This is a genomic window from Streptosporangium sp. NBC_01639, from assembly GCF_045209755.1.
In the GTDB taxonomy this organism is placed as follows: domain Bacteria; phylum Actinomycetota; class Actinomycetes; order Streptosporangiales; family Streptosporangiaceae; genus Streptosporangium.
Map to the genome: position 1 here is coordinate 3659451 of NZ_CP109272.1, position 12078 is coordinate 3671528.

Genomic DNA, 12078 nt, shown 5'->3' on the forward strand with positions numbered 1-12078 from the left:
CAATCTCATCCGGCCGGTCGCGCGGCCACGGCAGATGACGGTCAGTGGGCTCCCCTGGCCTTGGCCGCCTCCTGCAGTTGCAGTCTGGCGGCGCGCTGATCCTCCACGGCGTCCCACCAGGCGTCGTGGTACAGCACGGCCAACCGGTGGAGCCGCTCGGCGCGGGCGTCAGCCAGGGCCTGCCTCTGCTCCATGCTGATCTCCGCCTCACCGGACAGAACCGCCATCGATGACGGCAGTGCGTCCGTCACCTCCTGCACGCGGGAGTCCGCGGCGTCATAGGCGCGCTGGGCCTCCAGCAGCGAGGGTGGAAAGTCGTAGTCGGCCATGCTCGCTCCAGTCCCTGGGTACCGGAAGATCTTACGAGGGGCGCGGGTGGATCGCGGACCGGCAGGTCACCCTCGGCAGGTGCGGAGCATGTTGAGCAGGGCCACCTTCTCGTCCTTGGTCACGGAGAGCCGGTAGTGACGCTTCACGGTGATCCATGAGGTTGCGTAGCGGCACCAGTGGCTGCGACGCGGCGGACGCCAGCTCTGCGGCCCTTGGGCACCCTTGGCGATGTTGACGGAGTGGCTGACCGCCACCAGCTCGGGGCGGGTGAGGTCGTTGGCGAAGGCGCGCCTCTTCGCCTGGCTCCATTTGCCGGCGCCAGAGCGCCAGGCGTGTGCCAACGGCACCACGTGGTCGATGTCTACCTGCTTCTCGCTTTTCAGCCACTTGCCGTCGTACGGGCTGTACCAGAGGCCCTTGACCGGGTGGCAGGCCGCGTTTCTGCGCACGCGTCGCCCGTCGCGGGCCAGGACCACCTCTCGTGCGTCGCACCTGCCCTTGTGGTGCGCCCATCGGGGCTGGAACCGCCGGTGACTGTAACCACGGATCGACAATGGCCTGGCGACTTTCAGCTGGGCCAGCACACGGCGGGCCGACGCTCCGGCATCGGCCGGTAACCGCTTGCGCGAGTCGGCTGCCGCCTGCGGGGTTGCGGTGAACGGGATGATCAGAAAAGTGAGTACCGCGACTCGGAGCGTCCGCCTCAATAAGATCATGCTTCTACCCATACCAGTCATTCCCCGTCGGCGGCGGCGATACGCAAAGCACGAAGGGTGCGGCAAGCCGACGGGACGACCCTGCGCTTCGCTCCGTTCGAGACCGTCCTGTCCGGCGGGAAAAGCTGTGGCGGCTGCTGCGCCCGGGTGCTAGGAAGGGCCGCGACGAAGGCGGTGACCTGTATGAGGACGGTCAGGAAGCTTGCGGTCGGTGACGTGCCGATCGTGGCGGAAGACCATGGGGGGCACGGTGATGACGTGCTTCTCCTGCATGGCGGTGGGCGGACACGCGGGGACTGGGATGTCTTCGCGGGGCTTCTCTCGGAGAGCGGCTTCCGGCCGGTCACCATGGACCTGCGCGGCCATGGTGAGTCCGGTGAGGCACCGTGGTCGTGGAAGGAAGCGCTGGCGGACGTCGCCGCCGTCGTCGACGAGGTCGGACTTCGCCGGCCTGTGATCGTCGGGCACTCCCTGGGAGGCATGGTCGCCGCGCTGTGGGCCGGCGAGCATCCGGAGTGTCCGCTCGCGGTCAACCTCGATGGCCACGGCAACCCGACGCGTCCTGGCCAGTTCTTCGGCCTGGACGAGGCGGCAGCGGCACGTGCCTGCCAGGAGATGACCTCGTTTCTGGGCGAGATGGGGCAGGGGCTCTCCGAGTCATTCCTCCAGGTCATGCGAGAGATCGATGCTCTCGACCTCTTCTCCGCCTATCGCGCCGCGCGCTGTCCGCTTCTTGTGGTCAGCGGTGATGGAACGGCCTTCGCCGGCATGTTCCCCGAACATCTCGCCTCCGCCTGGGAGGCGTATTGCGCCTGGTTGCACCACGCGCTGAAGGCAGCCGTGCGGGAGTCGCCGTCGGTGCGAGAAGCATCCCTGTCCACCGGGCATGACCCGCACCTCGAAGACCCGGAAGCTCTGCTACGCCTCCTGGTCGGACACCTGAGCCGGCACAACCAGGCAGAGTGGAGCGGGTGACGGGAATCGAACCGCCCTGGTCAGCTTCGCACCGCTGTTGTCATCGGTGTCGGCCTGGCGCATCCGACTCCGCAGACAGGAATCGCTGATACCCAGGTCTTCAGCAAGGACAGAGACCGGTTTATCGCCCTTACGGGTAAGCTCGACGGCACGCTGACGGAACTCGATTGAGGTGCGGGCACGAAGCACTTCCTTCCCAGCCGACACAGGGTCAACTCAGGTGAGGTGGCCGTGCTACGGGGGGAAGCTCACTCTCGGCTAGCAAGGACATCTGCGAGAGTGGTGACAGGCAGGGTGCCCTCCAGCGCGGCCTCGCGAATCTGATCTGCCTCGGGATCAGTGTCGAGCATCGCCTCACACCACCAACGGCGCAGGATCGCCTCGGCCTGGTCCAAGGGTGCCTGACCAAGCTCGCGGTAGAACTCCATCCGTCGACCGCCTTGAAGGGCGGTGGCGATCCCCTCGACGGTACGCGGCACCCGAGGCTCACCAGGAACGTGTGGGTGGACAGGCTGAGCACTCATACCGTGAGGATAGCCGCGGAGAAGGTGTCGTATCGGGAAGACAGGCTGAACCTCAGAAGCGACGAGGCCCCTGAGGGCATAATACCTGTTCAGGGGTCTTCTGCGTGGCAGAGCCAACGCGGGAATCGAACCCCTGACCCGCTGTTTCCAAGGCAAGGGCAGCCGCTTCGTCCTCGGCGTGCAGAAGCGGGCGCCGACCTTCGCCAGGTGTCCGGGAGGGCGTCCGCACGTGCCCGGTCGCGAGCCCGTAAAAGCCGCCGGACCGGGAGCCCTCCCTTTGGTGATCTAGGTTGCTACTCTGCCCGGTAGGTCATCGGCGGACATGCCGGAAAAGGAGCGACAGGCGATGCGAGTTGACCATACGTCGCTGGCCGACGCCCGGGGTCAGACGGAGGATGCGGCCCGCCGACTCGCGTCGGCACTGCGCCGAGCGCTGACCGGGACCGGTGGGCGGGCGTCGGGGGATCCACGGCACCCGGGAGCGGAATTCGACGAGGAGTACGCCCGGCTCATGGAGCAAGCGCCCCAGGCGTTGAGCTCGCTGACCGACCGGGCGGCCGATCAAGCGGCCCGCCTCTTCAAGGCGGCCGCCACGCATGCCGCGGCCGAACAGGGCGCGGGCGACACCGTCCAGCGCGTCACGGACAGGTGAGTGGTGACCATGAGCTTGGAACTACCCGCTGAACTGGCCGGGTGAGGGCCCATGGGCCTGGAACTACCCGCTGGGCTGGCGTCGCTGCACGGCTTGCTGGGAGATGACGCGCCGTGGCCGGACCCCGACGAGGACGACCGCCTGCGGTCAGCCCGTGCCTGGTTCGACCTGGGGGATGAGGTGAAAGCGGCCTCCACCCAGCTGGACCAGGTGGCGGAGCTGGTGTCGGCGCGCAACAGCGGAGACGACGTCGACGCCTTCGACCGCGAGTACAACGATGAGGAGGGGCTGCGGCAGACACTGGCCAAGAGCGGAGCCGCCGCCAACCTGACCGGGCTGGGAACGCTGGCCGTGGTGCTCTTCCGGGTCGTCTGGAAGGGTCTCGTCATCTACTTCCTGGCCATGCTGCTGCTCGCGCTGATGCGTGCGGCGCTGAGCGGCCCCTCCGGAGGGATCTGGGCCGCGTTACGGGTGGCCGCCTCCCGCCGCTCGCTCCGCTATCTGCTGGAGCGGCTGAAGCTCAACATCGGGCAGATCACGACCAACACCGTACGGCAGGCAAGGAACCTGCTGCCCATAGCCGCCGTAGTCAGCGTCGCCTACTCCCTCGTACCACTCCCCATCATGATCAAAAACGTCGGCCTGTTCAAGTCCGACGAACAGGCCCGGCGCGAGACGGAGCAGATACTCAACGCCACGCCCATGGGGCGGGAGGCACTCGCATGGGCACGGGAGCACGGCGTGACCATCCTGTACCAGGACCTCGGAGACCCCTTGGTGGCCGGACTGTACAGCGACGAGTTCAACATAATCCAGGTGGACACCTCCGGGTCCACCACCACACCCGAAGACATGGCCGGCGCCGTGGTGCACGAGGTCAATCACGCGCGCCGGGACGGGACACCGGATCCTCTCCTGATGAGCCGCGAAGAGTACATCGCCGCCGCGATCGACGAGGAGGCGGCGGGCGAGGTGCTCGCGATCAAATTCGGCGGCCAGTACGACAAGGCTCATGGTAACCATGATGGGTCGTGGACCAACTACGGGTACGACTACCACGCCAGCTACGAGAACGCGGTCGAGCAGGCCGAAACCGACCGCCGGAACGCCGGAGAGGCGCCACTGACCACGAGCGAGAGGCAGCGGATCGGGGAACAGAGCGGGCAGGCGGAGATAGCCAAGCAGATGCGCAATTCCTACTTCCCGCAGCAGTTCGGCGACGCGTGGGACAAACGCTTCCTCGGGACAGTCATCGACAAGTTGTATTGAGAGGCGCTCGCGACGCCGGTACCGCGCGGTACCGGCTGGTTCAGAGGCGTTTGAGTTCACCACCGGTCGGCTCCCCTCTTCAGGGAGGACCCGTCCTTGCGGTCGGCTATGTCCTGACAAACGAGAAGACCCTGGACAAGGTCCCTGTTCAAGGGCTTCATATGCAGAGCCGACGAGGGGAATCGAACCCCTGACCTTCTGTTTCCAAGGCAAGGGCAGACGCCTTGTCAGCAGCGTCTCGGCCTGCTCAGGCGGTAGCTGTGGGCCGGTGGCGTGTGATCGTCTAAGGCGGCGTTGCCGTACCGGATTGCTGTGCACCACATCCATGGACGCAACCTCGCCCTCCTGCGCGGGCAGGCCCGCTCGGTGGAACGCCCATCCGGCGCGAGCCACCATATAGTCGGGCCACCAGCAACAGCGCCAATCGAGCGTGATGGGGCCGCATGGGGATCGAGGGGTCGTTCTGGCGTGCTATCGCGGTGTACCGCATCGCCTCCCTGGGATACGCCGCACTGCTGCTGGCGGGTGCCGGCGGCTACCAGCGTCCCGTCGCGGGCTGGCTCGTCCTCGGCGTGATGACGGTCTGGACCGCGACCACCACCATCGCGTACTCGACCGCAAGAAGCCGTCCGCTACTGGTGATGGACGTTCTCGTCACTCTCGGCTGCATGCTGGCTTCGCCGTACGTCCAGGGACCTGATGCCGGACCGGCCGGTGTGATGCCGGTCACGGCGACCTGGATCGGCGGGCCTGTTCTCGCTTGGGCCGTGTACGGCGGGCGGCGGGCGGGCGCCGTCGTAGCGGTCGTGCTGGCGCTCGGCGACCTGTGGCTGCGCGGCCTGCGTGGATTCGACCTCTCCGTCCCCGTCAACGGAGCCGTGCTGCTGATCCTCGCCGGAACCGTGGTCGGCCATGTGGCCCGGCTCACCAAACAGGCGGAAGAACAACTGCAACGGGCCGTCGAGATAGAGGCGGCCGGCCGAGAACGCGAGCGGCTCGCTCGTGGCATCCATGACTCTGTTCTCCAGGTACTGACACTGGTGCAACGCCGCGGGCTGGAGATCGGCGGGGAAGCCGCCGAACTGGGACGGCTCGCCGGAGAGCAGGAAGCGGCGGTGCGCGAGATGATCCGTAGCGGGCCGGACTCGGCGGAGCAGGACGGCGCGGGCCTCGTCGACGTGGGAGCCCGGTTACGCCGGTACACCACGGCGACGGTCACCGTGTCGACACCCGCGACCCCTCTGCCGCTCCCCGCCGGTCAGGCTCGCGAGGTCGTCGCGGCCGTGGGCGCGGCGCTCGACAATGTCCGGTGGCACTGCGGCGAAGACGCGAGGGCCTGGATCCTCGCCGAGGACGACGGCGTCTCGATGACCATCACGGTGCGCGACGAGGGTCCCGGCATCCCCGAGGGACGCCTTTCGGACGCGGAGGCGGAGGGCAGGCTCGGCATCGCGCAGTCCATCCGAGGCCGGATCGCCGGGCTCGGCGGCACCGTCGCTTTCACGTCCGTGCCCGGTCAGGGCACCGAGGTCGAGCTGATCATCCCCGTCCGCGCACGGCCTCCCGGCCACGGGTAGGCCCACCCGCTCTGGACGGGAACATGGGCCGGTTTACAGTTACGGCATGACCAGCGCTCTGCGGGTGATGGTGGTGGACGACCACCCGATGTGGCGGGACGCGGTCGCCCGCGACCTGGAGAACGCCACGTACGAGGTGGTGGCGACCGTGGGTGAGGGCCGCCAGGCGCTCCGCGTCGCCGCCGCCATCCGCCCCGATGTGGTCGTCCTCGACCTGCGGCTTCCCGACCTGCCCGGAGTGGAGGTGGCCAGAGGGCTGGCCGCCTCCGACCATCCGCCCCGCGTGCTGGTGCTGTCGGCGAGCGGCGAGCACGAGGACGTGCTTGAGGCGGTCAAGGCCGGGGCCTCCGGCTACCTCGTCAAGTCGGCGAGCCGGGAGGAGTTCCTCGACGCCGTCCGGCGCACAGCCGAAGGGGAACCGGTGTTCACCCCCGGTCTGGCCGGGCTGGTGCTCGGCGAGTATCGCCGCCTTGCCACGCAGCGGCCCTTCGACGACGGGCCACGCCTCACCGACCGGGAGACCGAGGTGCTTCGCCTCGTCGCCAAGGGCCTGTCGTACAAGCAGGTCGCCGAACGCCTGGTGCTCAGCCACCGGACCGTGCAGAACCACGTGCAGAACACCTTGAACAAGCTCCAGCTCCACAACCGGGCCGAGCTCGTCCGTTATGCGATCGAGCGGGGACTCGACGAGGCATAGGCGACGAGACACCGACACATGCGGTCGGAGAGACGGCTCATAGACCGTCGACCTTGTAGGGATCGTGCTCGGAGAGCAGTTTGTCGAGGCGTGCCTGGTCGACGCGGCTTGACACGCTGACGAGTTCCTGCCGGTCGCGCACGCACTTGGCCAGACCGAAGGCGGACGTCACGGTGTACAGCACGGAGATCGCGAGAAACGCGCGAACCCAGGGATCGATCGGCAGGAAGACGATTCCGAGCGCCACGCTGCCGAGCGCCACAACAAAGGAGATGACGGACTGCGCGTAGTAGGCGGCGGTCATGGCGGGCTGGAGTGGTTTGTCCATACCGTCAAGGGTCCGGCACCGGCCGACCGGGCGCCTGAGTATTCGTACCCGGCCCAGCTGAGTACGTGACCCCAGACAGACGCTCGTCGAGCGTAGGCCCGATGGCCGCGACATCTGCGCCGTCACCGCGCCGATCGTGGTGGAGGCGCCGGGCGGATCCCGTCCGGCGGCGGCCGGGTTACCGGTGTCGTCACCGCCGGGAAGATCCTCGATGCCGAGGACGTCCTGCGGTCCCTGCCGCTGGACGAACTGTCGCTGGGCGACGAGTGACCTCCGGCTGGAATATCAGCCTCATCGGTCACCCGGTCGAGCCTCATTACTTGGAGGGTGAGAAGAGGACCGCCAACGATCGTGGCCGTTCCTATCGGCCGGATCCCTCGACCTCGCCGACGTTGTCCGCTCGGGCCGGCAGGAGTAGAGCGGTGACGACAACGACCACGGACAGCACCGCGCCGATGACGAAGGCCAGCCGCATGCCGCCGAGGGTGGCGAGCGCCTCCGTGACCCCCGCGGATCTCAGGGCATCGGTTCGCGCGCTCATCACGGTGACCACGAGCGCGGTGCCGATGGCCCCGGAGACCTGCTGCAATGTGCTCAGGAGCGAGCTGGCGTGGGAGTAGAGATGCGGGGGAACCGCTCCGAGCCCGAGGGTGAACACCGGAGTGAAGGTCGCGGCCAGACTCACCATCAGCAGCGCGTGCAGACCGAGGAGCTGCCAGAACGGCATGGTCATCGTGGCCTGGGTGAAACCGATGAGCGCGAGCGTGATCCCGATCGCGCCGGGGATGACCAGAACCCGGCCGCCGAACCGGTCGAACAGGCGGCCGACGATCGGACCGAGCAGCCCCATCGCGAGGCCGCCCGGCATCACGAGGAGTCCGGTCTGCAGAGGACTGAGCTCGCGGACGTTCTGCAGGTACAGCGGTAGCAGGATCATCGAGCCGAGCATCGCCATGAAGGCCACCGACATCAGGATCAACGCGACCGTGTAGGTGCGGTGGCGCAGGATGCGAAGGTCCATCAGCGGCGCTCCGCGCTTCTGCAACACCACCTGGCGGACGACGAAGAAGGCGATGGTGGCCAGGCCGGCCGCGACGATAGCGGCGGCGACACGAGCGTCGCCGCCCTCGAACCGGCTGAGCCCGTAGACCAGGCCGCCGAAGCCGGCGGCGGCGGTCACCATGCTCAACCAGTCGATGGTGCTGAACTGTGGCTCTCCGACGTTCTTGAGCTGCGCGAGGCCGCGCCACGCGATCACGGCGGCGATGGGGAGCACCACGGCGAACAGCAGTTGCCAGCGTCCGAACTGGAGGATCACTCCCGAGACCGTCGGGCCCATCGCAGGCGCGACCGAGATGGCCAGGGAGACGTTGCCCATCACCCGGCCTCGGTCCCCCTCGGGCACCACCTGCATCAGCGTGGTCATCAGCAGCGGCATCATCACCGCCGTCCCGGACGCCTGGATGATGCGGGCGCCCAACAGCACCTCGAACGACGGCGCGACGATGGCCAACGCCGTGCCGAGCAGGAACAAACCCATCGCGGTGGTGTACGCGTGGCGGGTGGACACCCGCTGCAGGAACCACCCGGTGATCGGAATGACGACGGCCATGGTCAGCATGAAGGCGGTCGAGAGCCACTGCGCGGTCTGCTCGGTGATGTGCAGCGCGCTCATCAGCTGCGGGATCGCATTGATCATGATCGTCTCATTGAGGATGACCACGAATGTGGCGAGCACCAGCAGCCGGATCACGGCCGGGGTACGACCCGGGACGGCGGCCGCAGATTTGGCGAGTGAGTCAAGCTGGGGGACGGACACGATACCTCGATCGGGCTATCGGACATGGCGTGTTCATGGCTGGCGTCCCAGCCTTGGGTCTCACAAGACGTTGCGGTCATATACAGACTGACCTACACCACCGACAAAACTCATCGCCCGCGTCCAGCGTTCTGGCAATGATGCGAAATGTCACCCGGGTTTAACCGAGGCGTCCGCGCCCCCGGCGAGAACCCGGCCGACGGCTGGCCTCTCGACACCTACACCCGCAACGCCCTCTCGCGCGCCTCGCGCCACTTGAGCGAACGCGGCTGCCTGACGTGAAAGCCGCTGAGATCACCTCATCAGACCGCCAGGAACTGGGTCTCCGCCAGTTCGCGGTAGGGCTGATCCCCGCTGATGAGGCCGGCATGCGTGCCGGCAGCGCGCGCCTGGCCGTGCTCCAGCACGACGATCTGATCGGCATCGGTAACCGTCGACAGGCGGTGAGCGATCAGGATGACCGTGCATCTCCTCGCCGCGCGATCGGCGGTACTACGGCCACCTCCGACGCCCACTCGGTCGGCCGGCCACTTCCCGAGGTTGTCGGTCACAGGACGCCACGCGCCGGCAACACGATCTTCCGCAGGTCACCGAGCCGAGGAGGGCTCCCCAGCTCCCGTTGTCATTGCCGGTACTGAGCCGATCATAAGTTTCGGTATGCCCAGGCGCGCTCATCGGCCTCAGGATGAGAAGGGTTCGCTGTACCGCAACAGATCGCCAGGCTGGCAGTCGAGTTCTCGACATATTCGGGAAAGGGTGCTGAAGCGAATCGCCTTCGCGTGGCCGTTCTTGAGGATCGACAGGTTCGCCAACGTTATCCCCACTCGAAGGGACAGCTCCGTAAGGGTGATGTCACGCTCAGCGAGTACTTCGTCGAGTGTGAGCTCGATGCCGTGGGCTCGGCCCTCATCCTTCATCAGATGGTTCCTTCGAGGTCCTCAAGCATGTGCCGTCCTTTCCGAATGATCTCGGACACGGCCAGCGCGGAGAGACCGATGAGAGCGCCGCCACTGAAACCGTATGGAGACAGGTCATCGTAGTAGGCGCCCGCGCTGATCACGTGGATGGAGAGGGTGCCCTGAATCATGTTCTCGGCGAGCGGGATCACCAACGCGCCGGCGAGTTGAAGCACACCGACCAGACGGAGGTTGCGGGTCGTCCTCGCAGAGAACAGGGATCGGTCGCTCCCGCGTCCGGCAGCGAGAAGCCGCACCATCCACCAGCAGGACAGGATGTTGACCGCGACCGGGGGAAGCCAGGTGAAGAGGTGGTAGACCCCGGTGGCGAGACTCCCGTTCGCCGAGCGGACCACGGCCTGGAGGTGGTCGCCGGCGAGTTCCACGTTCGGCGGCAACGGAGGGTCGATGCGGATCCTGTCGACCGGGATCGCCACCGAGACCGTGGCCCCCTGGCCGAACGCCAGGGTGACGCTCTCGACGAGTTGCCGCATCGAAAGAAGGGTGGCGGCGAGAAGCGCCGCCAGAAGCGCCGCGTACAGCCATTTCAGCCAGGAACCGTGCCGCGCCCGCGCCGAGTCGGACCCGGATGTCGACTGTCCCATCTCAGTCCCCTTATCGATATTCGATATTATCGAAAAACAATAACTCGATATGGAAGGTGAAGCAATCGCCGCGCTCCATGAAACCGCCGGATGGATGGATGGACGGACGCGGCGGGCCGCCGGGGTGTGGCGGACTCAAACCGGAAGGGTGCAGGCGAGTTCGAAGGGCATGTCGTCCGATCTCGACCTTTTCGAGGTCGGTGACTGCTCACACCGTGGGTTCGATGCCGACGAGACCAAGGATCTCTTTAGTCCTCCTGGCCGGCGTCCCCGTTCACGTCGTGGCGGCCCGGCTCGGGCACGCCGATCCGGCGATCACCCTCCGCGTCTATGCTCACGTCATCCGCGAGCAGGCCGCCACCGCCGCGGACGTCTTCGCCCAGGCCGTCAAGAGCTCAGCCTGAGACCCCGTTCTCCCCCAAAACTCTCCCTCGTCGGAGAGTCCTTCTTGGTGTTCGGGGCTCTGCTCCCCCGGCCAGGCGGCGAGGGCCTTTTCCCTGGTCGACGGCGAGCAGGACCGGCTCAGGGGTGATCTGATCAGCCGGCTGTGCGCGGCTGACAGCGAGAAGGCCAGCGCGAGCATGGCCGTAGTGACATGACGGTGCCAGCCATCCCGCTTGCGGACCCGGTACTCGGTCAGGCCGAGCAGATCCTTGCCGGTCTCATTGTTCTCCTCGATCTTCCAGCACAGCCCGGCGACACCGATGAGCTCGGTGACGGGCGTACCGGCCAGGGCGTGGGCCAAGAAGAACTCGACCTCGGCAGGGTCGCTGACGCTCCGGCGAATCAGCAGGGTGTGACCGTCAGCGGGCAGCTGTCCGACCAGCATCACCGCGACCGCCGCCCGTCGTAGGCGCGTGCGCCCTTCGTCCCCTCACCGCACGAGCGGCGCTCCCACAGGCCCGGGCTGCCCTGGGCCGGCAAGCGATCCAGCACATGTCCGACCGGCTCACCGCCGCCCCGGACAGCCGGCACGGCAGATCAACCGGGACGGCCATCACATAGGCGATCTTGTTGGTGTGGCAGAAGGCACGCAGGCCCGGATCCCGGCCATAGCCGGAGTTTGCAGCCAGGTAGCGAAACGACATGCCCGCCTGCCGCTCCTCGGTGAGCATGTCGACCACCTGCTGAGGCTTGGTCGCGAAAGCCACCTGCTCCGCACTCCCGCCGCCCTGCGCCGTCGCCCATCACCAGCCAGCCTTCGGGCATATACAGCCGCCGGTTGATGAAGGCGTGCCCCGCCTCGGAAGCGTAGGTGAGCATCGGCATCACCTGGCAGTTCTCGCCCTGGCCGGTCAGCCCGCAGTACTGGCGGGCCACCCCGACCGACCTGTCACCCTTTTTGATCGCTTGCGTGTCATCAGCGATCAGCACCCCTCCAGGATCCCCAGATGCTCCACCACATACGCGCACACCTCATCACGCAACACTCCGGCGTCCCACGCAGCCCGCGACAACAGCCACTCGATCGGGTTAGCAGTCGGATGCCCGAGATGATCGGCCAACTGCCAGGAGTTCTTACCCGGCACGGGCATGCAGCGGGCACATCTGGCGGGACGCTGCGAGGGAACACAGGAGATCGATCAGCTCTTACCAATGCATCATCTACCGCCGGCGACCGCAGGAGGAT

Annotated in this window: 17 protein-coding genes; 6 read left to right on the plus strand and 11 right to left on the minus strand. The window is 67.0% G+C overall.

Features of this window, described 5'->3' with window-relative positions; all coding sequences use genetic code 11:
• Positions 1-41: 41 nt before the first annotated feature.
• On the minus strand, positions 42-329 hold the full coding sequence (locus OHA77_RS16330; RefSeq protein ID WP_406318915.1) for a hypothetical protein: 288 nt from the start codon (positions 327-329) through the stop codon (positions 42-44).
• A gap of 66 nt (positions 330-395) precedes the next feature.
• Positions 396-1046 (minus strand): HNH endonuclease family protein, encoded by a 651-nt coding sequence (locus OHA77_RS16335; protein ID WP_406318916.1) that lies wholly within the window; start codon positions 1044-1046, stop codon positions 396-398.
• A 258-nt stretch (positions 1047-1304) separates the two neighbouring features.
• On the opposite strand from OHA77_RS16335, the gene OHA77_RS16340 reads away from it, so the two are divergent.
• Entirely contained in the window at positions 1305-2021 is a 717-nt protein-coding gene (locus tag OHA77_RS16340) for an alpha/beta fold hydrolase (RefSeq protein WP_406318917.1), read from the plus strand.
• A 248-nt stretch (positions 2022-2269) separates the two neighbouring features.
• Here OHA77_RS16340 and OHA77_RS16345 read toward each other — a convergent pair whose 3' ends face one another.
• Positions 2270-2449: a hypothetical protein gene (locus OHA77_RS16345; protein ID WP_406318918.1), complete on the minus strand. Its 180-nt coding sequence runs from the start codon at positions 2447-2449 to the stop codon at positions 2270-2272.
• A gap of 442 nt (positions 2450-2891) precedes the next feature.
• Between OHA77_RS16345 and OHA77_RS16350 the strand changes: the two genes are divergently transcribed.
• The 4 genes from OHA77_RS16350 (at position 2892) to OHA77_RS16365 (ending at position 6740) form a co-directional block, all read left to right on the plus strand.
• The gene (locus tag OHA77_RS16350; RefSeq protein WP_406318919.1) at positions 2892-3197 is read left to right on the plus strand and encodes a hypothetical protein; all 306 of its coding nucleotides are present in this window, start codon (positions 2892-2894) and stop codon (positions 3195-3197) included.
• A gap of 51 nt (positions 3198-3248) precedes the next feature.
• Positions 3249-4466 carry a hypothetical protein gene (locus OHA77_RS16355; protein WP_406318920.1) on the plus strand — a complete coding sequence of 406 codons (1218 nt, stop codon included), beginning with the start codon at positions 3249-3251 and terminating at the stop codon, positions 4464-4466.
• Positions 4467-4909: 443 nt separating this feature from the next.
• Complete coding sequence (macS, locus tag OHA77_RS16360; protein ID WP_406318921.1) at positions 4910-6043, plus strand: MacS family sensor histidine kinase; 1134 nt, start codon at positions 4910-4912, stop codon at positions 6041-6043.
• Positions 6044-6089: 46 nt separating this feature from the next.
• Positions 6090-6740: a response regulator transcription factor gene (locus tag OHA77_RS16365; protein ID WP_326819783.1), complete on the plus strand. Its 651-nt coding sequence runs from the start codon at positions 6090-6092 to the stop codon at positions 6738-6740.
• 37 nt (positions 6741-6777) lie between these two features.
• On the opposite strand, the gene OHA77_RS16370 is transcribed toward OHA77_RS16365, so the two are convergent.
• The gene (locus tag OHA77_RS16370; RefSeq protein WP_326819782.1) at positions 6778-7068 is read right to left on the minus strand and encodes a YiaA/YiaB family inner membrane protein; all 291 of its coding nucleotides are present in this window, start codon (positions 7066-7068) and stop codon (positions 6778-6780) included.
• A 361-nt stretch (positions 7069-7429) separates the two neighbouring features.
• Positions 7430-8887, minus strand: a complete 1458-nt coding sequence (locus tag OHA77_RS16375; protein WP_406318922.1) for an MDR family MFS transporter — start codon at positions 8885-8887, stop codon at positions 7430-7432.
• Between the two features lie 147 nt (positions 8888-9034).
• Between OHA77_RS16375 and OHA77_RS16380 the strand changes: the two genes are divergently transcribed.
• On the plus strand, positions 9035-9169 hold the full coding sequence (locus tag OHA77_RS16380) for a hypothetical protein (RefSeq protein ID WP_406318924.1): 135 nt from the start codon (positions 9035-9037) through the stop codon (positions 9167-9169).
• Positions 9170-9189: 20 nt separating this feature from the next.
• Here the strand turns inward: OHA77_RS16380 and OHA77_RS16385 are convergent, their stop codons facing one another.
• The 6 genes from OHA77_RS16385 to OHA77_RS16410 all read right to left on the minus strand — a co-directional run bounded on the left by OHA77_RS16385 (position 9190) and on the right by OHA77_RS16410 (position 11983).
• On the minus strand, positions 9190-9438 hold the full coding sequence (locus tag OHA77_RS16385; protein ID WP_406318925.1) for a hypothetical protein: 249 nt from the start codon (positions 9436-9438) through the stop codon (positions 9190-9192).
• Positions 9439-9567: 129 nt separating this feature from the next.
• On the minus strand, positions 9568-9804 hold the full coding sequence (locus tag OHA77_RS16390; RefSeq protein ID WP_406318926.1) for a helix-turn-helix domain-containing protein: 237 nt from the start codon (positions 9802-9804) through the stop codon (positions 9568-9570).
• Positions 9804-10448: a hypothetical protein gene (locus tag OHA77_RS16395; RefSeq protein ID WP_406318927.1), complete on the minus strand. Its 645-nt coding sequence runs from the start codon at positions 10446-10448 to the stop codon at positions 9804-9806. The genes OHA77_RS16390 and OHA77_RS16395 overlap by 1 nt, the downstream gene beginning before the upstream one ends.
• A gap of 334 nt (positions 10449-10782) precedes the next feature.
• Positions 10783-11277 (minus strand): hypothetical protein, encoded by a 495-nt coding sequence (locus tag OHA77_RS16400; protein WP_406318928.1) that lies wholly within the window; start codon positions 11275-11277, stop codon positions 10783-10785.
• A gap of 152 nt (positions 11278-11429) precedes the next feature.
• A complete protein-coding gene (locus OHA77_RS16405; RefSeq protein WP_406318929.1) occupies positions 11430-11861 on the minus strand; it encodes a transposase in 432 nt (143 codons plus the stop codon).
• On the minus strand, positions 11816-11983 hold the full coding sequence (locus OHA77_RS16410; RefSeq protein WP_406319985.1) for a hypothetical protein: 168 nt from the start codon (positions 11981-11983) through the stop codon (positions 11816-11818). The genes OHA77_RS16405 and OHA77_RS16410 overlap by 46 nt, the downstream gene beginning before the upstream one ends.
• Positions 11984-12078 lie beyond the last annotated feature (95 nt).

Excerpts from the sequence above, each read along its gene's own strand:
- OHA77_RS16355 (WP_406318920.1), top strand. The coding sequence starts at position 3,249 with ATGGGCCTGGAACTACCCGCTGGGCTGGCGTCGCTGCACGGCTTGCTG.
- OHA77_RS16410 (WP_406319985.1), bottom strand. The coding sequence starts at position 11,983 with ATGCCCGTGCCGGGTAAGAACTCCTGGCAGTTGGCCGATCATCTCGGG.
- OHA77_RS16395 (WP_406318927.1), bottom strand. The coding sequence starts at position 10,448 with ATGGGACAGTCGACATCCGGGTCCGACTCGGCGCGGGCGCGGCACGGT.
- OHA77_RS16390 (WP_406318926.1), bottom strand. The coding sequence starts at position 9,804 with ATGAAGGATGAGGGCCGAGCCCACGGCATCGAGCTCACACTCGACGAA.
- OHA77_RS16365 (WP_326819783.1), top strand. The coding sequence starts at position 6,090 with ATGACCAGCGCTCTGCGGGTGATGGTGGTGGACGACCACCCGATGTGG.
- OHA77_RS16330 (WP_406318915.1), bottom strand. The coding sequence starts at position 329 with ATGGCCGACTACGACTTTCCACCCTCGCTGCTGGAGGCCCAGCGCGCC.
- OHA77_RS16345 (WP_406318918.1), bottom strand. The coding sequence starts at position 2,449 with ATGGAGTTCTACCGCGAGCTTGGTCAGGCACCCTTGGACCAGGCCGAG.
- OHA77_RS16370 (WP_326819782.1), bottom strand. The coding sequence starts at position 7,068 with ATGGACAAACCACTCCAGCCCGCCATGACCGCCGCCTACTACGCGCAG.
- OHA77_RS16335 (WP_406318916.1), bottom strand. The coding sequence starts at position 1,046 with ATGATCTTATTGAGGCGGACGCTCCGAGTCGCGGTACTCACTTTTCTG.
- macS (WP_406318921.1), top strand. The coding sequence starts at position 4,910 with ATGGGGATCGAGGGGTCGTTCTGGCGTGCTATCGCGGTGTACCGCATC.
- OHA77_RS16350 (WP_406318919.1), top strand. The coding sequence starts at position 2,892 with ATGCGAGTTGACCATACGTCGCTGGCCGACGCCCGGGGTCAGACGGAG.
- OHA77_RS16380 (WP_406318924.1), top strand. The coding sequence starts at position 9,035 with ATGTCACCCGGGTTTAACCGAGGCGTCCGCGCCCCCGGCGAGAACCCG.
- OHA77_RS16400 (WP_406318928.1), bottom strand. The coding sequence starts at position 11,277 with ATGCTGGTCGGACAGCTGCCCGCTGACGGTCACACCCTGCTGATTCGC.